This is a genomic window from Agrococcus sp. SCSIO52902 (assembly GCF_022983135.1).
Lineage (GTDB): Bacteria > Actinomycetota > Actinomycetes > Actinomycetales > Microbacteriaceae > Agrococcus > Agrococcus sediminis.
In genome coordinates this window covers 669270-687666 of the sequence record NZ_CP095269.1, presented here as the reverse complement: position 1 = coordinate 687666, position 18397 = coordinate 669270, and the positions used below count along the sequence as shown (strand labels likewise).

The 18397-nt window shown below is 75.3% G+C and carries 15 protein-coding genes; 8 read left to right on the top strand and 7 right to left on the bottom strand.

Annotation, left to right across the window (positions count from 1 at the left end; genetic code table 11):
• Positions 1-33: 33 nt before the first annotated feature.
• A complete protein-coding gene (locus MU522_RS03410; RefSeq protein WP_246992484.1) occupies positions 34-4641 on the bottom strand; it encodes an ATP-dependent helicase in 4608 nt (1535 codons plus the stop codon).
• A gap of 52 nt (positions 4642-4693) precedes the next feature.
• Between MU522_RS03410 and MU522_RS03405 the strand changes: the two genes are divergently transcribed.
• The 3 genes from MU522_RS03405 to MU522_RS03395 are packed head-to-tail and all read left to right on the top strand — an operon-like array spanning position 4694 to position 7766.
• Positions 4694-5755, top strand: a complete 1062-nt coding sequence (locus MU522_RS03405) for an acyl-CoA dehydrogenase (protein WP_246992482.1) — start codon at positions 4694-4696, stop codon at positions 5753-5755.
• Positions 5752-7068 (top strand): bifunctional PIG-L family deacetylase/class I SAM-dependent methyltransferase, encoded by a 1317-nt coding sequence (locus MU522_RS03400; RefSeq protein WP_246992480.1) that lies wholly within the window; start codon positions 5752-5754, stop codon positions 7066-7068. The genes MU522_RS03405 and MU522_RS03400 overlap by 4 nt, the downstream gene beginning before the upstream one ends.
• Positions 7065-7766 carry a glycosyltransferase gene (locus MU522_RS03395; protein ID WP_246992478.1) on the top strand — a complete coding sequence of 234 codons (702 nt, stop codon included), beginning with the start codon at positions 7065-7067 and terminating at the stop codon, positions 7764-7766. Before MU522_RS03400 ends, MU522_RS03395 begins: the two co-directional genes overlap by 4 nt.
• Here the strand turns inward: MU522_RS03395 and MU522_RS03390 are convergent.
• The 3 genes from MU522_RS03390 to argG form a co-directional block, all read right to left on the bottom strand.
• Complete coding sequence (locus tag MU522_RS03390; protein WP_146355016.1) at positions 7736-9049, bottom strand: DUF6596 domain-containing protein; 1314 nt, start codon at positions 9047-9049, stop codon at positions 7736-7738. The genes MU522_RS03395 and MU522_RS03390 overlap by 31 nt on opposite strands.
• Positions 9037-9366, bottom strand: coding sequence for a YciI family protein (locus MU522_RS03385; RefSeq protein WP_128190129.1), 330 nt, complete (start codon positions 9364-9366; stop codon positions 9037-9039). Before MU522_RS03385 ends, MU522_RS03390 begins: the two co-directional genes overlap by 13 nt.
• 89 nt (positions 9367-9455) lie before the next feature.
• On the bottom strand, positions 9456-10877 hold the full coding sequence (argG, locus tag MU522_RS03380; RefSeq protein WP_246992476.1) for an argininosuccinate synthase: 1422 nt from the start codon (positions 10875-10877) through the stop codon (positions 9456-9458).
• A gap of 193 nt (positions 10878-11070) precedes the next feature.
• Between argG and MU522_RS03375 the strand changes: the two genes are divergently transcribed.
• The 3 genes from MU522_RS03375 to MU522_RS03365 all read left to right on the top strand — a co-directional run bounded on the left by MU522_RS03375 (position 11071) and on the right by MU522_RS03365 (position 13453).
• Positions 11071-11499, top strand: a complete 429-nt coding sequence (locus MU522_RS03375) for an SRPBCC family protein (protein WP_246992473.1) — start codon at positions 11071-11073, stop codon at positions 11497-11499.
• Positions 11500-11533: 34 nt separating this feature from the next.
• Positions 11534-12016: an SRPBCC family protein gene (locus MU522_RS03370; RefSeq protein WP_128190126.1), complete on the top strand. Its 483-nt coding sequence runs from the start codon at positions 11534-11536 to the stop codon at positions 12014-12016.
• An 81-nt stretch (positions 12017-12097) separates the two neighbouring features.
• Entirely contained in the window at positions 12098-13453 is a 1356-nt protein-coding gene (locus MU522_RS03365; RefSeq protein ID WP_246992471.1) for a TIGR01777 family oxidoreductase, read from the top strand.
• Between the two features lie 46 nt (positions 13454-13499).
• On the opposite strand, the gene MU522_RS03360 is transcribed toward MU522_RS03365, so the two are convergent.
• Positions 13500-13994 carry an FBP domain-containing protein gene (locus MU522_RS03360; protein ID WP_246992469.1) on the bottom strand — a complete coding sequence of 165 codons (495 nt, stop codon included), beginning with the start codon at positions 13992-13994 and terminating at the stop codon, positions 13500-13502.
• A 326-nt stretch (positions 13995-14320) separates the two neighbouring features.
• Here MU522_RS03360 and MU522_RS03355 point away from each other — a divergent pair, with 326 nt between their 5' ends.
• A complete protein-coding gene (locus tag MU522_RS03355) occupies positions 14321-15607 on the top strand; it encodes an adenylosuccinate synthase (RefSeq protein WP_246992467.1) in 1287 nt (428 codons plus the stop codon).
• A 124-nt stretch (positions 15608-15731) separates the two neighbouring features.
• Here the strand turns inward: MU522_RS03355 and gdhA are convergent, their stop codons facing one another.
• Together gdhA and MU522_RS03345 are read right to left on the bottom strand one after the other, a co-directional pair.
• Positions 15732-17078 (bottom strand): NADP-specific glutamate dehydrogenase, encoded by a 1347-nt coding sequence (gene gdhA / locus MU522_RS03350; RefSeq protein WP_246992465.1) that lies wholly within the window; start codon positions 17076-17078, stop codon positions 15732-15734.
• Positions 17079-17115: 37 nt separating this feature from the next.
• Complete coding sequence (locus tag MU522_RS03345; protein ID WP_246992463.1) at positions 17116-17739, bottom strand: maleylpyruvate isomerase N-terminal domain-containing protein; 624 nt, start codon at positions 17737-17739, stop codon at positions 17116-17118.
• A 59-nt stretch (positions 17740-17798) separates the two neighbouring features.
• On the opposite strand from MU522_RS03345, the gene MU522_RS03340 reads away from it, so the two are divergent.
• A complete protein-coding gene (locus MU522_RS03340) occupies positions 17799-18389 on the top strand; it encodes a GNAT family protein (RefSeq protein ID WP_246992458.1) in 591 nt (196 codons plus the stop codon).
• Positions 18390-18397 lie beyond the last annotated feature (8 nt).

Here is an 18397-nt window from a genome sequence, read left to right as displayed (position 1 = left end):
AGCGGCCCCCGCCGGCCGCAGCGGCAGCGGCGCTCACGGCCCGATCCTGAAGCCGCGCGGCGTGCGCCGCAGCCCCGCGCGCTCGAGCAGCGCGGCCACATCGTGGTCGAGCGACGAGCGGCCGTCGACCTCCTCGATCACGCGCCGCTTGCGGCTCACGCGCAGACCCGCGTCGACGAGGCTCTCGAGCGCGCGCACGAGCGTCGCCTCGTCGTCGGTGAAGGTCACGAGCGAACGGCCGCCGCGCTCGAGGTGCAGCACGGCGCGGCCGCCGACGATGGTGGTGAGCGCCCCGACCCGCCGCGCGGGCCGCTGGTCGCCGCGCGGCTCGGGCCAGGGGAGCGACGCCCCGAACGGGTTGGCGGGGTCGACGGCCGGCACGGTCGACACCGCATCCGACGGGCCGCTCGACTGCCGCGCCCGCAGCGCGTCGACGACCGGCGAGTCGGCGAACTGCGCGGCGCCGAGCCCGTCGACGAAGTAGCCGCGGCGGGTGTGCCCGGCCTCCTCGAACGCCTTGAGCACCTGGTAGACGCCGTGGAACCCGCCCGGCACGTCCTCGGCGACCACGCTCCCGCGCGTGACGACCCCGTAGCGCGCGAGCAGCGCATCCGCCGTCTGCGCGGCGCGCTCGGTCGCCGACCCGGCGGGCGCCGAGGCGAGCAGCCAGCGGCCCGCGAGCGTCGGCAGCGCCTCGGTGCGCATGGGCCGCGCGATCGCGAGCCGCCGGCGACTCACCGGCGCGGCACGGCGGCTGGGCGCGGGCGCGGTGCGCGCGCGGGCGCCGAGCAGGTGCGCGCGCAGCGGCGCGATGGTGTCGTTCGTGATGCGCCCGGCCCAGACGAGCGGCCACAGCACCTCGCCGAGCTTCGCGAGGTCGAAGGCGAGGATGTCGCTCAGCTGCTTGGCGAAGAGCGCGCCGCCGCCGCCGAGCGCCTCGAGCAGGGCGGATGCGTCGGGGTCGTCGTGCGCGGTGTCGAGCCGCTGCTCGACGGTGTCGGCGGGGCGCAGCACGACGCGGCCGTCGCGGCCGGTGAGCGCCCCGGCGCCCGCCCAGGTCACGAGGCCGGCGGCCGTGAGCTCGTCGAGCATCGACGGCCGGTAGTCCTTCACGCGCGAGGGCAGGATGAGCGTCTCGAGCGCGCTGAGCGGCAGCGGCACCCCGTCGAGCCGGTCGATCGCCTCGAGCACCCCGTCGGTGCCGGTGAGCGGGCGCGTGACGCGCTGGTGGGCGAGCAGGTGGTCGGCGAAGACGGCGTGGTCGACGGGCTCGACGTCGCTGCGCAGCGCCTGCAGGCTGCGGCGCTTGAGGCGCGAGAGCACCTGCGCGTCGATCCACTCCTCGCCGGTGCCGTGCGCGCGGTAGGCGCCGGGCACGACGCGCCCCTGCGCCTCGAGCGCCCGCAGGGCCGACCGCACGACGGCGGGCGCGAGCGTGAGGCGGGCGGATGCCTCCTCCACCGTGAACGGCCCGTGCGTGCGCGCGTGCCGGGCGACGACGTCGCCGATGGGGTCGGCGACGGTGTCGAGCAGCGCCGAGGGCACGCCCTGGGGTGGCGGCACGCCGAGCGCGTCCCGGAGCCTGGCGACATCCTCGATCGCGGCGTACGGCTCGCGGTCGCCGATGCGCACGCGCACGACGCGGCGGGCGGCGACGAGCCCGTCGGCGAGCGCCGCCGCGGCGGCCTCGGCGAGCGGCCCGTCGTCGCCCTCGAGGCGCTCGGCGAGCTCGGCGGCGGTGAGCGGGCCGAGCAGCCGCAGCAGGTCGGCCGCGCCCTCGGCGCCCTTCGCGCGCCGGTCGGGCGCGAGGCGCTGGAGCTCGAGCTCGGTGCGCTCGACGATCGCGGGGTCGAGCAGCTCGCGCAGCGCCGACTGCCCGAGCACCTCGGCGAGCAGCGCCGGGTCGAGCGTGAGCGCGGCGGCCCGGCGCTCGGCGAGCGGCGCGTCGCCCTCGTAGAGGAAGGCGCCGACGTAGCCGAAGAGCAGGTGGTGGGCGAAGGGCGAGGGGCTCGGCGTCTCGACCTCGACGACGCGGATGTCGCCGTGCTGCAGCCGCTCGGCGATCGACCGCAGCGCCGGCAGGTCGTAGGCGTCCTGCAGCACCTCGCGCAGCGCCTCGAGCACGATGGGGAAGTCGGGGTAGCGCTTCGCGACGTCGAGCAGCTGCGCGGCCCTCTGCCGCTGCTGCCACAGCGGCGCGCGCCGGGCGGGGTCGCGCTTCGGCAGCAGCAGCGCCCGCGCCGCGCACTCTCGGAAGCGGCTCGCGAACAGCGCCGTGCCGCCCGCCTCCGTCTCGACGATGCGCTCGAGCTCGTCGGGCTCGAAGCGGATGAGGTCGGCGCCGGGCGGCTCGGCGTCGGAGTCGGGGATGCGGATCACGATGCCGTCGTCGGAGGCCATCGCGGCGGCGCCGAGGTCGCGGTCCTCGCGCAGCCGCCGGTCGATGGCGAGCGCCCACGGCGCGTGCACGCGGCGGCCCCACGGGGAGTGCACGATGAGCCGCCAGTCGCCGAGCTCGTCGCGGGAGCGCTCGACGACGAGCTGCGCATCCGTCGGCACCGCGCCGGTCGCCGTCAGCTGGTCGCGCACGTAGGCGTCGAGGTTGCGGATCGCGCGCTCGTCGGAGTGCGGCAGGTCGATGCCCGTCCCGGCGGCGAGCGCCGCCGTGGCCCGGCCGATGGATGCGCCGAGGTCGGCGGGCCTGCCCTCGGCGTCGCCGTGCCAGAAGGGCAGCTTGCCGACCTCGCCGAACGCGGGCACGACGAGCACGCGGTCATGCGTGATGTCGACCACCCGCCAGCTCGTCGCGCCGAGCGCGAAGACGTCGCCGGTGCGCGACTCGTAGACCATCTCCTCGTCGAGCTCGCCCACGCGCGCGCCGGGCTTGCCCTCCTGGCCCGCGAGGAACACGCCGAACAGGCCGCGGTCGGGGATCGTGCCGCCGGAGGAGACGGCGACCCGCTGCGCGCTCGGGCGGCCCGTGAGGGTGCCGGCCTCGCGATCCCACACGACGCGCGGCCGCAGCTCGGCGAACTCGTCGCTCGGGTAGACGCCTGAGACGAGGTCGAGGGTCGCGTCGAACGCGCCGCGCGGCAGCTGCGCGAAGGGCGCCGCCCGGCGCACGGTCTGGAACCACGCGTCGACGTCGAGCTCGTCCATGGCGGCCGCCGCGACCGTCTGCTGCGCGAGCACGTCGAGCGGGTGCCGCGGCATGCGGATCGGCTCGAGCTCGCCGCGCGCCATCCGGTCGGCGACGACCGTCGCGTGCAGCAGGTCGGCGCGGTGCTTCGGGATGATCACGCCGCGGGAGGCGTCGCCCACCGAGTGGCCGGCGCGCCCGACGCGCTGGAGGCCGCTCGCGGTGCTCGGCGGCGACTCGACCTGCACGACCAGGTCGACCTCGCCCATGTCGATGCCGAGCTCGAGGCTCGAGGTGGCGACGACGCAGCGCAGCCGCCCTGACTTCAGCTGGTCCTCGATCTCGGCCCGCTGCTCCTTCGACACCGAGCCGTGGTGGGCGCGGGCGAGCGGCGGCGCCTCCGCCTCGGCGCTCTCGCCGTGCTCGCGCGCCGCGGCGCGCTCGGCGAGGCGGAGGCGGATGTGCTCGGCCACGTCGCGCAGGACGACGCCGTCCCCGGCGCCCTCCGGGGCATCCGCCGCCTCCGCCTCGAGCGCGTCGAGGCGCTCGGCGTCGAGCTCGTTGAGCTTGGCGGTGAGGCGCTCGGCCGCGCGGCGCGCGTTGACGAAGACGATCGTCGAGCGGTGCCGGTCGATGAGCTCGAGCACCTCGCGCTCGATGTGCGGCCAGATCGACTGCTGCTCGGGCTGGTCGACGGCCCCGAAGGCGCTGCCGGTCGGCGGCGAGCCGGCCCGCTCGCGCTGCTGCGGCGCGCGCAGGTCGGTCATGTCGTCGACGGGCACGGTGATCGTGAGCTCGATGCGCTTGTCGCTCGGCGGCGCGACGACGGTCACCGGGGCCGGCCCGCCGAGGAACGCGGCGACCTCCTCGATGGGCCGCACGGTCGCCGACAGGCCGATGCGCTGCGCCGGCCGCGAGAGCTGCGCATCGAGCCGCTCGAGGCTGAGCGCGAGGTGCGAGCCGCGCTTCGTCGGCACGACCGCGTGGATCTCGTCGACGATCACCGTCTCGACGGTGCGGAGCGTCTCGCGGGCGCGGCTCGTGAGCAGCAGGAACAGCGACTCGGGAGTCGTGATGAGGATGTCGGGCGGGTGCTTCGCCTGAGCTCGGCGCTCCTCCTGCGGGGTGTCGCCGGTGCGCAGGCCGATGCGGATGGGCGGCGGCTCGGCGCCGTCGGCGCGGCCCTGCGCGGCGATGCCCGCGAGCGGCGCGCGCAGGTTGCGGTCGACGTCGACGGCGAGCGCCTTGAGCGGCGACACGTAGAGCACGCGCACGCCGGGCTCCCGCTCGGCGTGCGGCTCGGCGTCCTCGCGGTGCAGCCGGTCGATCGACCAGAGGAAGGCGGCCAGGGTCTTGCCGGAGCCGGTCGGGGCGACGACGAGCGTGTGGTCGCCGCGCGCGATCGAGGTCCACGCCTCCTGCTGCGCGGGGGTGGGAGCGGCGAAGGCCCCCGTGAACCACGCCCTGGTCGCGGGGGAGAACAGCTCGAGCGCGTCGCCCACCGGCTCAGTACAGCACAGCCGCCTTGGGGGACGACCGGGGGAGGATGGGGGGATGCACGCGCATGCCGACCCGGCCCCGATCCCGCGCTCCGCCCCCGTCGAGGCGGCCGGCGCCGACCCCTCGCCAGCGGCGGCGGTGACGATCGATCGCGGCACCGGCGCGGCGCTCGCGGCGGATGCGTCGGGTGCGCTCCCGAGCGACGTGGCGGCCGCGCTCCGGGCCGCGCCGGCGCTCGCCGCCGCCGTGCCGCTGCCCGCGGCCGGCGGGACCGCCGAGCGGCTCGAGGCGCTCGCGACGCTCGGCGCCCACGACCTCGAGGTCGCGCGGGCGGTCGAGCCGCACCTCGACGCGGTCGCGATCCTCGCGGAGGCGGGCGTCGAGCCGCACCCCGGCGCCTACGGCGTCTTCGCCGCCGAGGGCCCCGGCATGCGCCTCGAGCTCGAGGGCGGCCGGCTGACGGGCGAGAAGCCCTGGTGCTCGCTCGCCGACCGGCTCGACCGCGCGCTCGTGTCGGCGTGGCAGGGCGACGAGCGCGTGCTCGTCGATGTCGACCTGCGGCAGCACGGCGTCGAGCCCGTCGCCGGCGCCTGGCACGCGCGCGGCCTCACCGGCATCCCCTCCGGCCCCGTGCGCTTCGACGGCGCCGCGGCGACGCCGGTGGGCGAGCCCGGCTGGTACCTGCGCCGCCCCGGCTTCGCGTGGGGCGGGATCGGCGTCGCCGCGTGCTGGCACGGCGGTGCGGTGGCCGTGGCGCGGCGGCTGCTCGACGGCGCGGGGGATGCGCCGCTGCGGCTCGCGCACCTGGGCGCGGTCGACGAGGCGCTCACCGCCTCCCGCCTGGCGCTCGCCGACGCGGCCCGACGGATCGACGCGGGCGACGTCGACGACCCGGGCATGCTCGCGCTCCGCACCCGCGGCATCGTCGCGCGCGCGGTCGAGGAGGTGCTCGCGCGCGTCGGCAGAGCGCTCGGCCCCGGCCCGCTCGCGCTCGACGCCGAGCACGCCCGCCGGGTGGCCGACCTGCAGCTCTACGTCCGGCAGCACCACGCCGAGCGCGACCAGGCGTCGCTCGGCGCCGCGCTCGTCGCCGACCGCGCGGGCCGCGCGTGGTGAGCGCGACCGGGCCCGCCGGCGGTCCGCCGCGCTTCGACGGCGCCGACGCCGGCACCGCCCACGCCGACTGGCTCGCGAGCGCGGCGCTCCGCGATGCGGCGGTGCTCGAGGCCGAGCCGAGCGCGCTGCTCGTCGTCGCCGCGCACCCCGACGACGAGGTGCTCGGCGCCTACGGCTCGATGCTCGCCGCCGCGCGCCGCGGCGCCGCCGTCACCGTCGTGGTCGCGACCGACGGCGAGGGCTCGCACCCGGGCTCGCCGACCGTCGACCCGACCGCGCTCGCGCGGCTGCGGCGCGCCGAGCACGAGGCGTCGCTCGCCGGGCTCGGCGCCCGCATCGTGCGGCTCGGGCTGCCCGACGGCGCGCTGCAGGAGCGGCGGCGCGAGCTCGTCGCGGCGATCGCGCCGCTCGTCGCGGCGCTGCCCGAGGACGGCCTGGTCGTCGCGCCCTGGGCGCACGACGGGCATCCCGACCACGAGGCGGTGGGGGATGCGTCGGCCGCGGTCGCGCGGGAGCTCGGCCGCGCGTGCGCGTGGGCGCCCATCTGGTCGTGGCTGTGGGGCGAGCCGGGGCTCTTCGACGGCGCGGCGCTGCGGCGGGTGCCGCTCGACGACGCCGCGCGCGCCGCGAAGGCGACGGCGATCGCCGCGCACCGCTCGCAGGTGACGCCGCTCTCGCCGCATCCGGCAGACCGCGCCGTGCTCACGCCGACGATGCTGGAGCGGTTCGCGGGCGACGAGTGGCTGCTGCTCGCGCCGCCCGCCGCCGCGACGGCCTTCGATGACCGCTACGCGGGCGAGGGCGACCCCTGGTCGACCCGCGACTCCTGGTACGAGCGGCGCAAGCGGCAGGTCGTGCTCGCCGCGCTGCCCGAGGAGCGCTACCGCCTGGCGCTCGAGGTCGGCTGCGGCACCGCCACGCTCACCGCCGAGCTCGCCGGCCGCTGCGACGGCGCGCTCGGCGTCGACGCCTCGATCCCCGCGCTCGCCGAGGCGCGCCGCACGATCGCGGGCGCGGCGAACGCCTGGGTCGAGCACCGCGCGGTCGAGCAGGGCCTCCCGGCAGCCGCCGTCGACCTCGTCGTGCTGAGCGAGATCGGCTCCTACGTCGAGCCGCGGGTGCTCCGCGGGCTCGTCGAGCAGGCGCGCGACCGCGGCGCGCACGTCGTGCTGTGCCACTGGCGCGGCGAGGGCGACGACCTCCTCGCCTCGGCCGACGAGGTGCACGCGCTCGCCGCCGGCGTGCCCGGCCTCCGCCGCATCGTCGAGCACCGCGACGAGCGCTTCCTCGCCGACGTGCTGGTGCCCGCGTGAGCGCCCCGCGCATCCGCCGCCTGCTCGTCGTCGTGCCCGCGCGCGACGAGGCCGGCACGGTCGCCACGTGCGTCGCGAGCGTTCGCGCCGCAGCGGCCGCGCTCGCCGAGGCGCGGCCGGCGATCGACGTGCGCCTCGTCGTCGTCGCCGACGCGTGCGCCGATGCCACGGCCGCCGTGGCGCGCGCCGCGGGCGCCGAGGTCCTCGAGATCGACGCCGCCGCCGTCGGCGTCGCCCGCCAGCGCGGCGTCGAGCACGGCCTCGGCGCCGATCCCGACGACGGCCGCAGCTGGATCGCGACGACCGACGCCGACAGCGTCGTGCCGCGCTCGTGGCTGCTCGACCACGCCGACGCCGCGGAGTCCGGCGCCGACCTGCTCGTCGGTCGCGTCGAGCCCGACGCCGCGCACCTGCCGCCCGGTGCGCTCGCCGCCTGGCGCGCGGCGCACGACCACCTCCCGGTGGGCGCGTCGGTGCACGGGGCGAACCTCGGGGTGCGGGCGGATGCGCTGGCGCGCGTCGGCGGGTTCGCCCCCGTCCGCCTGCACGAGGATGTCGACCTCGTCGCGCGCCTCCGCGGGGCGGGCGCCGTCGCCGACGCGGTCGAGCGCGCCGCGGTCGTGACCTCGGGCCGCACCCGCAGCCGGGTGCGCGGCGGCTTCGCGAGCTACCTCGCCGCGCTGTCCGACTGCGCCTGACCGGTCTCGCAGCGCGCGTCCGCGGCCGCCGCCGCGTCGCGGTAGCCGCGCCGTTCCCGCTCGCCCGGTGCGAGGTCGGCCGCGGCGCGGAAGCACGCCGCCGCCTCGGCGTCGCGACCGAGGCGCGCCAGCAGGTCGCCGCGGGCGGCGTGCAGCAGGGGGTGCCCGTCGAGCGCGGGGCGCAGGCCGTCGAGCGCGTCGAGACCGGCGGCGGCGTCGCCCGCGTTGGCCTGCGCGATCGCGCGGTTCAGCGTCACGTGCGGCGAGGGGTCGATCCGCTCGAGCACGCGGTACAGCTCGACGACGCGCTCGTGGTCGATCCTCGCGGGGAGCAGCGGGCGCATGTGCTCGGCGGCGATCGCCGCCTGCACGAGGTGCCTGCCGCCCGGCACCCCGCCCTGCGCGGCCGTCGCGAGCGCGTCGTCGACGAGGGCGAGGCCCTCGGCGGCTGCCTCGGCGTGCCAGAGGGCGCGGTCCTGCTCGACGAACGGCACGGGCGTGCCGTCGTCGCTCGTGCGCGCCGCGCGCCGCGCGTGCTGCAGCAGCATGAGCGCCAGCAGGCCGTCGAGCTCAAGGCGCTCGTGGGTGCCCTCCGCCATGAGCGAGCGGCAGAGCCGGGTGAGGCGGATGGCCTCGTCGGCGGCGCTGCCGTCGGCGTCGTCGCCGGTCGGCTCGGCGTGCGCGATCGCGTACAGCCCGTAGAGCACCTGCCGCACGCCCTCCGCCCTCGCGGGCAGCTCGGCGGGGCCGGGCACGCGGTAGGGGATGCCGGCGTGCGCGATCTTGGCGCGCGCCCGCACGAGCCGCTTCTGCATCGCGGCCTCGCCGACGCCGAACAGGCGCGCCAGGCGCTCGATCGAGACGCCGAGCACGGTGCGCAGGGCGAGCGCCGCGCGAGCGTCGGGCGCGATCGCCGGGTGGCAGGCGGTGAAGACGAGCGCGAGCCGCTCGTCGCCGTGCGGGAACGCCGAGCGCTCGGTGGGCTCGTCGTCGAGCGCCGGCTCGGCCGCGAGCCGGGCGGCGGCCCGCTCGGCCGCCCCGCGCGAGCGCAGCAGGTCGATGGCGCGACGCCGCGCGACGGTGGTGATCCACGCCGCGGGATTGCGGGGCACGCCGTCCTCCGGCCACCGCGCCAGCGCCCGCTCGAGCGCGTCCTGCACGGCGTCCTCGGCGATCGCCCAGTCGCCCGTCGCGCCGATCACGGTCGCCAGGATGCGGCCGTGCTCCGAGGCGGCGACCGCGCGCACCGCGGCCGCCGCGTGGTCGGCGCCTAGAACGGCCACACGGGCCGCACCTCGACGCGGCCGAAGCGCGCCATCGGGTGCCGCGCGGCGACCGCGACGGCCTCGTCGAGGTCGTCGGCCTCGATGATGTCGAAGCCGGCGATCCACTCGCGGCTCTCGGTGAACGGGCCGTCGGTCACGACCGTCTCGCCGCCGCGCACGCGCACGGTCGTCGCGTCCTCGACGGGCCGCAGCCGGTCGCCGAGCACGTACTTGCCGTCGGCCTCGAGCGCCTCGACCCACGAGCCGGGGTCGTCGGTGTCGGGGTCGTACGGCTCGCCGTCGGGATCGGTGCAGATGAACAGCACGTAGCGCATGGGTCCTCCTCGTGGTCCGGTGCCTTGCATGCAAGTGCACGACGGATGGGCGCGGCCTGGGAGGACACCTGGCCGGCCCCGAGTCGGGATCAGTCCGTGCCGAGGTCCATCGCGGCGCGGTCGTTCCACTGCTCGAGCGCCTCGGGGTCGGCGTCGGGAGAGACCATGATCTCCTCCGCGCGGCCCGCCTCGAGCGCGCCGAGCAGCGCCTTCGTCTCGCCCTCGATGAGCCCGGCGGCCGCGTAGCCCTCGAGCCGCGAGCGAGAGTCGGCGATGTCGAGGTTGCGCATCGTCAGCTGCCCGATGCGGTCCTCCGGGCCGAAGGCCGCGTCGCCGACGCGCTCCATCGACAGCTTGTCCGGGTGGTACGAGAAACCCTCGCCGCGGGTGTCGAGGATCGTGTAGTCCTCGCCGCGGCGCAGCCGCAGCACGACCTCGCCCGACACCGACGACCCGACCCAGCGCTGGATCGACTCGCGCAGCATGAGCGACTGCGGGTCGAGCCAGCGGCCCTCGTACATGAGGCGCCCGAGCCGGCGGCCCTGCTCGTGGTAGGTCGCGACGGTGTCCTCGTTGTGGATGGCGTTCAGCAGGCGCTCGTAGGCGATGTGCAGCAGCGCCATGCCCGGCGCCTCGTAGATGCCGCGGCTCTTCGCCTCGATGATGCGGTTCTCGATCTGGTCGCTCATGCCGAGGCCGTGCCGACCGCCGATCTCGTTGGCCTCCTGCACGAGCGCCACCGCATCCGGGAACTCCTGGCCGTCGATCGCGACGGGGCGTCCGGCCTCGAAGCGGATCGCGACGTCCTCGGTCGGGATCTCGACCGCGTCGTCCCAGAAGCGCACGCCCATGATGGGCTCGACGATCTCCATGGACGTGTCGAGGTGCTCGAGCGTCTTCGCCTCGTGCGTCGCGCCCCAGATGTTCGCGTCCGTCGAGTAGGCCTTCTCGGTCGCGTCGCGGTAGGGGTAGCCGTGCGCGACGAGCCACTCCGACATCTCCTTGCGGCCGCCGAGCTCGCGCACGAACCGCGCGTCCAGCCACGGCTTGTAGATGCGCAGCGCCGGGTTGGCCATCAGGCCGTAGCGGTAGAAGCGCTCGATGTCGTTGCCCTTGTAGGTGGAGCCGTCGCCCCAGATCTCGACGTCGTCCTCCTTCATCGCGCGCACGAGCAGCATGCCGGTCACGGCGCGGCCGAGCGGCGTGGTGTTGAAGTAGGTGCGCCCGCCCGAGCGGATGTGGAACGCGCCGGTCGCGAGGGCGACGAGGCCCTCCTCGACGAGCGCGGCCTTCGCGTCGACGAGGCGAGCGGCCTCGGCGCCGTACTCGCCGGCACGGCCGGGCACCGCGTCGATGTCGGGCTCGTCGTACTGCCCGATGTCGGCGGTGTACGTGAAGGGCACGGCGCCGTTGTGGCGCATCCACGCGACGGCGCACGACGTGTCGAGGCCGCCCGAGAAGGCGATGCCGACGCGCTCGCCGACGGGCAGGGAGGAGAGGACCTTGGACATGCCTCAATCCTACGTTCGGGGCGGATGCGCGCGGTGCCGCCGGTCTCCGCATGCCCGTCCCGGTCGAGCGATGCTCACGGACACGCCGGGACGCGCCCTCTGGTGACGTTCAGGATCCGGTGCCATGGTGGGGCCTTGGGGGACAACGGACGTTCCCGGGCCGAGCGCCACGGGCGGCTGGTTGGAGGAAGCGATGCTGCAGGTCGACGAACGACTGGAGATCGACGCCCCGCGCCACGAGGTCTTCCGCATGTGGACGGACTTCGAGCGCTTCCCGAGCTTCATGACCGGCGTCGAGTCGGTCTTCGCCGAGACGAAGGAGCGGCTGCGCTGGCGCGTCTCGATCGAGGGCGTCGAGCCGAGCTTCTACGCGCTCATCACCGAGCAGGTGCCCGACCGCCGCATCGCGTGGGTGAGCGTCGACCTCGCCACGATGGGGTGGTGGGTCGACCTCACCGACCTCGACGACGGCCGCACCTGCATGATGGTGCGCGTCGTCTGGGCCCCGCGCGGCGACGACCGCGCGCCGGCGGATGCGAAGCCGCTCGACGAGCGCACCATCCGCTGCGATCTGCTGCGCTTCCGCACGCTCGTGCAGGAAGCGTTCGAGAAGGCGGCCTAGCCTGCCTCCACCACCCAACGAGAGGAGCATCACCATGCCCCAGGTCACCGACAGCATCGACGTCAAGGCGCCGATCAGCGCCGTGTACGCCCTCTGGACCCAGTTCGAGGACTTCCCGAAGTTCATGAGCGGGGTCGAGTCCATCACGCAGCAGACCGACGACCGTCTCCACTGGGTCGTGTCGATCGCCGGGGTCGAGCGCGAGTTCGACGCCGAGATCACCGAGCAGCACATGGACGAGCGCGTCGCTTGGCGCAGCCTCGACGGCGAGACGCACGCGGGCGTCGTCACCTTCCACCGCATCGACGACGACACCACGCGCGTCAACGTGCAGATCGACTGGAAGCCGCAGGGCATCGTCGAGCAGGCCGGCGCGCTGCTCCAGGTCGACGACATCCAGATCGGCCACGACCTCAAGCGCTTCAAGGAGCTCGCCGAGGCCGCCCCGGCCCGTCACGCCGCGGAGAAGGGCTGGGAGGGCGACATCGAGCGCCCCGCCGACAGCTCGGGCCTCTAGCCCCACGGGCGCCCGGCGCCCACCTCGTCGAGCCTGTGCTCCGCCGCGCGGATGCACAGGCTCGACGCGTACCGTGCGGCCATGGGCATCGAGCACTCCAGCACGGTCGACGCGGGCGTCGGCGAGGTCTTCGCCTGGCACGAGCGCCCCGGGGCCTTCCCGCGGATGCTGCCGCCGTGGATGCCCGGCCGCGTGCAGCGCGAGGCGGAGTCGCTCGCCGACGGGCGCGCCGAGCTCGCGCTCCCGGGCGGGTTGGTCTGGGTCGCGCAGCACGACCCCGCCGGCTTCGTGCCCGGCCGCGCGTTCGTCGACGAGCGCGTGCCCGACGGGCTCGCCTCGATGCCGCTCGGGCCCATCCGCTGGCGCCACGAGCACCGATTCGAGCCGGTCGAGACCGCCTCCGGCACCGGCACGCGCGTGATCGACGCCGTCGACACCCAGGTCGGCTCGCGCGCGCTCCGCCCGATGTTCGTCTACCGCCACCGCCAGCTCGCCGACGACCTCGCGGCCCACGCCGCCGCCTCGGCCGCGCCCATGACGGTCGCCGTCACCGGCGCATCCGGCCTCATCGGCACCCAGCTGACCGCGTTCCTCACGACCGGCGGCCACGAGGTCGTGCGGCTCGTGCGCCACGAGCCGGGCGCGGGGGAGCGGCGGTGGGATCCGGATGCGCCGGCGCCCGACCTGCTCGAGGGGGTCGACGCGGTCGTGCACCTCGCGGGCGCCTCGATCTTCGGCCGCTTCGGCGACGAGCACCGGCAGCGCATCCGCGACAGCCGCATCGGGCCGACGCGCAGGCTCGCCGAGCGCGCCGCCTCCGCCGGCGTGCGGGTCTTCGTGAGCGCGTCCGGGATCGGCCGCTACGGCGTCGACCGCGGCGATGAGCCGCTGACCGAGGGCAGCAGCGCGGGAGACGACTTCCTCGCGCGCGTCGTCGTCGACTGGGAGGCCGAGACGCAGCCCGCCGCCGACGCGGGCGTGCGCACCGTGCAGGTGCGCACCGGGCTCGTGCAGACGCCGCGCGGCGGCGTGCTCATGGTGCTGCGGCCGCTCTACGAGGCCGGGCTCGGCGGGCCGCTCGCGGGCGGCGAGCACTGGCAGTCGTGGATCGACCTCGACGACCTCGTCGACGTCTACCACCGCGCGCTCGTCGACGAGCGGCTCTCGGGGCCGGTCAACGCCGTCGCGCCCGAGCCCGTGCAGCAGGGCGAGTACGCCCGCACGCTCGCGCGCGTCCTGCACCGGCCGGCGCTGCTGCCGACGCCTGCCCTCGGGCCGCGCGTCGTGCTCGGCGAGCAGGGCATGCGCGAGCTCGCGCTCGCCGACCAGCGGGTGGTGCCCGAGCGGCTGCAGGCGCTCGGGCACCGCTTCCGCCGGCCGCAGCTCGAGCAGTCGCTGCGGCACCAGCTCGGGCGCATGCGCGAGGCCGGCAGGTAGCGCGGCGCTCCCGGCGGCGCGGTGCAGACCGCACCGAGCTCGATCGTCAGGGCTCCCGCGCGACCGTGTCGGCGAAGCCGGCCGCGCGCATCCGCAGCTCGTCGATGCGCCGCAGCCGCGCGGCCTCGAGGTCGTAGCCCTCGTAGGCGAGCGGCGGCAGCCGGCGCACGTTCTGCGAGCACTCGAACTCCTCGCACACGAGCGTGCCGACGGTGTTGCCGCTGCGGCCCGCCGCGCCGGCGCGCTTGGCGCTGTAGAAGACGACGTCGTTCGGCAGGCGCACGTCTTGGCACCAGGTGCACTGCGCGCGGGCGCGCGGCGCGGCGTCGGCGCGGCGCAGCAGCACGCCGACCGGGTCGCCGTCGAGCGTCGGCAGGATGACGTAGGCACGGCGCGCGATCTTCGGGTCGCGCCACCCGAGGTAGTCGAGCGAGCCCCAGTCGGCGTCGTCGAACCAGTCCGGCAGGGTGATGCTGGAGACCTCCTTGCGGCTCGCGTTCACGAACGCGCCGCGGAGGTCCTGGGCGGTGATGGGCAGCATGAGGGATCGCCTCTCGAGAGGCCGGCGAGCGCTGCGGTCGCCGGCGGATGGGTGTGGGAGGGCACGGCGGTACGGCCCTTCTCGGGAGGGCGGTCGACCGCGGCGCCGCGAGCCGGTCGGCGCGGGAGCGCGTTCCGGGCGCGGCTGCTACCTGCCGCCGGCGGGGGTGCCGCCGACGACCTCCTCACGCCGCACGGGCGTCGCTGCTGCGAAGCTCACGTCCCCAGGGTACGCGCGTGCTCGGCTGCCGGGCTCGGCGGCTGACCGGCCCCGCTCGTCCCGCTCGATAGGGTGGGGTGTACGCGAACCCGTCGAAGGGATGCCCCATGCCAGGAATCGTCATTGTCGGCGCCCAGTGGGGCGACGAGGGCAAGGGCAAGGCCACCGACCTGCTCGGCAGCCGCACCGACTACGTCGTGAAGTTCAACGGCGGCAACAACGCCGGCCACACCGTCGTCGTCGGCGACGAGAAGTACGCGCTGCACCTGCTGCCGTCGGGCATCCTCACCGAGGGCGTCACGCCCGTGATCGGCAACGGCGTGGTCATCGACCTCGAGGTGCTCTTCCACGAGCTCGAGGCGCTCTCGGCCCGCGGCGTCGACGTGTCGAAGCTGCGCATCTCGGCGAACGCGCACATCATCACCGACTACCACCGCACCCTCGACAAGGTCACCGAGCGCTTCCTCGGCAAGCGCTCCATCGGCACCACCGGCCGCGGCATCGGCCCGGCCTACGCCGACAAGATCAACCGCGTCGGCATCCGCGTGCAGGACCTCTTCGACGAGTCGATCCTGCGCCAGAAGATCGACGGCGCCCTCGACACGAAGAACCACCTGCTCGCCAAGGTCTACAACCGCCGCTCCGTCTCATCCGACGAGATCTTCGACGACCTCACCTCCTACGTCGAGCGCCTGCGCCCGATGGTGGGCGACACGGGCCTCGAGCTCGCCGAGGCGCTCGACGCCGGCCAGACGGTCGTCTTCGAGGCAGGCCAGGCGACGATGCTCGACATCGACCACGGCACGTACCCGTTCGTCACCTCGTCGACCGCGACCTCCGCGGGCGCCGCCGCGGGCTCGGGCGTGGCGCCGAACCGCCTCGACCGCGTCATCGGCATCGTGAAGGCGTACACGACGCGCGTCGGCGCCGGCCCGTTCCCCACGGAGCTCTTCGACGAGTGGGGCGAGCTGCTGCGCAAGAACGGATTCGAGTTCGGCACCACCACCGGCCGTCCGCGCCGCTGCGGCTGGAACGACACCGTCATCACCCGCTACGCCTCGCGCATCAACGGCCTCACCGACATCGTGATGACGAAGCTCGACGTGCTCACCGGCATCGAGTCGATCCCGGTGTGCGTCGCCTACGAGGTCGACGGCCAGCGCGTCGACGAGATGCCCGTCTCGCAGTCCGACTTCCACCACGCGAAGCCGATCTACGAGTCGCTGCCCGGCTGGAGCGAGGACATCTCGGGCGCGCGCGAGTTCTCGGAGCTGCCCGCGAACGCCCAGGCGTACGTGCGCTTCCTCGAGGAGCGCTCGGGCTCGCGCATCTCGGCGATCGGCGTGGGCGCCGACCGCGACGCGATCATCCAGGTGCACGACCTCATCGACTGACGCGGCCGCGGCGGGCCGCAACGGCCCCGCGCTGGCGTGGGCCCCAGTGGGGCGGATGCGCCCGACCGGGGCCGGCGCGCCGTGCCCGCTCGGGCGCATCCGCCCCGCTCGCCACGAGGAGCGGCTAGATGACGCCGAGCGCGAGCATCGCGTCGGCGACGCGGTTGAAGCCCGCGATGTTGGCCCCGGCCACGTAGTCGCCCGGGCGGCCGTACTCCTCGGCCGTCTCGGCGCACCGGTCGTGGATGCCCTTCATGATCTCGTGCAGGCGCTCATCGGTGTGCTCGAACGTCCACGAGTCGCGCGACGCGTTCTGCTGCATCTCGAGCGCGCTCGTCGCGACGCCGCCGGCGTTCACCGCCTTGCCCGGCGCGAACGCCACGCCGGCCGAGACGAGCACCCGTGCCGCCGCCTGGGTCGTCGGCATGTTGGCGCCCTCGCCGACGACGGTGCACCCGTTGCGCACGAGCGCGACCGCGTCGTCCTCGTCGAGCTCGTTCTGCGTCGCGCAGGGCACCGCGATGTCGCACGGCACCGACCAGATCGACCCGCCGTCGCGGAACGAGGCGCCCGGCCGCCGCTCGGCGTACTCGGCGATGCGGCCGCGCCGCACCTCCTTGACGTCCTGGAGCAGCTCGAGGTCGATGCCCGCCTCGTCGACCACGTAGCCGGAGGAGTCGCTGCACGCGATCACCGTGCCGCCGAGCTGGTGCACCTTCTCGATCGCGTAGATCGCGACGTTCCCCGAGCCCGAGACCACGACCCGCTTGCCCTCGAAGCCCTCGCCGCGCGCGTGCAGCACCTCGTCGAGGAAGTAGACGGTGCCGTAGCCGGTGGCCTCCTTGCGCACCTGCGAGCCGCCCCAGGTGAGGCCCTTGCCCGTCAGCACGCCCGACTCGTAGGCGTTCGTGAGGCGCTTGTACTGGCCGAACATGAAGCCCAGCTCGCGGCCGCCCACGCCGATGTCGCCCGCGGGCACGTCGGTGTACTGGCCGATGTGGCTCGACAGCTCGGTCATGAACGACTGGCAGAACCGCATGATCTCGACATCCGACTTGCCCTTGGGGTCGAAGTCGCTGCCGCCCTTGCCGCCGCCGATGGGCAGGCCGGTGAGGGAGTTCTTGAAGATCTGCTCGAAGCCGAGGAACTTGATGATGCCGAGGTAGACGCTCGGGTGGAAGCGGAGGCCGCCCTTGTAGGGACCGAGGGCCGAGTTGAACTGCACCCGGAAGCCGCGGTTGATCTGCACCGTGCCGGCGTCGTCGATCCACGGCACGCGGAAGATGATCTGCCGCTCGGGCTCGACGATGCGGCGCAGGATGTTCGCGTCGACGTAGTCGGGCCGCTTCGTGACCACCGGACCGAGGCTCTCGAGCACCTCGAAGACGGCCTGATGGAACTCGGACTCACCGGGATTGCGCTGCAGCACCTCGTCGTAGACGGGCGCGAGGTGCGGGTGGAGCTGCGTCACGGGCGTTCCTCCATCGGAATCAGACAACCCGACGATCCTACCGACCGGCGCCCATCACCCCCTCGAGCCCCGCCTCCGGCCGCCGCCCGGTGAGCAGCCGCAGCGCCTCGACGCCGGCGCCGCGGGCGGATGCGTTGGCTGCGGCGAGGTGCAGGGCGTCGAGCACGTGGGCCGGCGGCGGCGCCCAGGCGATGCCGGCCGCATCGGCGATGTCGATGCCGTGCACGGTCAGCTCGAACACGCGCGTGCGGAGGTACTCGTCGAGCTGCATCGCGGCATCGCCCGCAGCACCGACCGCGACGATGCGCGCGGGTCCCGCGGCGGCGACCGCGTCCGCCGCCGCGGCCGCGAGCGCCTCGATCGCAGCCGCGGGGTCGTCGCCGAGCTCGACGCCCGCCGCTCGTCCGCGCAGCAGGATCGCCTCGTCGTCGCCGCGCTGCCGCAGCACGACCTCGAGGTAGTCCGCCGCCGAGCCGACCGTCGCCTCGGCCGGTGCGGGGAGCGCGAGGTACGCGCTGACCGTCGAGATCGCGCGCGACGCGTGGCCGATCAGCTCGCGCAGGGTCCAGTCGCCGAGGCCCGGCCCGGCGAGGCGGTCGGCGGGCACCCGGGCGACGAGCGCCGCGAGCTCCGACGCGGCGAGCGGGAAGTCGACGGCCATGCGCGCATGCTCGCACGCGGCGGCGGGCCGGGCAACGGCCCTCCGGCCAGAATGGGCACGTGAGCATCCTCGAACGACCCGTCCTGACGCATCCGCTCGTCTCGCTCGAGCCCCTGTCGCACGACCACGCCCCGGCGCTCGCCGAGGCCGCGGCCGAGGGCGATCTGTGGCAGCGCGCCTGGTACACGTCGGTGCCCGAGCCGGAGGGCGTCGCGGCCGAGATCGACCGGCGCCTCGGGCTGCTCGCGGCCGGTTCGATGGCGCCGTGGGCGATCGTCGTCGAGGGGCGAGCGGTCGGCATGACGACCTACATGCACATCGACGCCGCGACGCCGCGCGTGGAGATCGGCTCCACGTGGATGGCGCCGTCGGTGCAGGGCACGGGCGTCAACCCCGCGAGCAAGCTGCTGCTGCTCGAGCGCGCCTTCGACGTGCTCGGATGCGTCGCGGTCGAGTTCCGCACCTCGTGGCACAACCGCCAGTCGCGCGATGCGATCGAGCGGCTGGGTGCGAAGCGCGACGGCGTGCTGCGCAGCCACGAGGTCGTCAAGGGCACGTTGCGCGACGTGGTCGTCTACTCGATCATCGAGCCCGAGTGGCCGGGCGTGCGGCGCGGGCTCGAGGCGCGGCTGCGCTGGCGCGCGAATTAGGCTGGAGG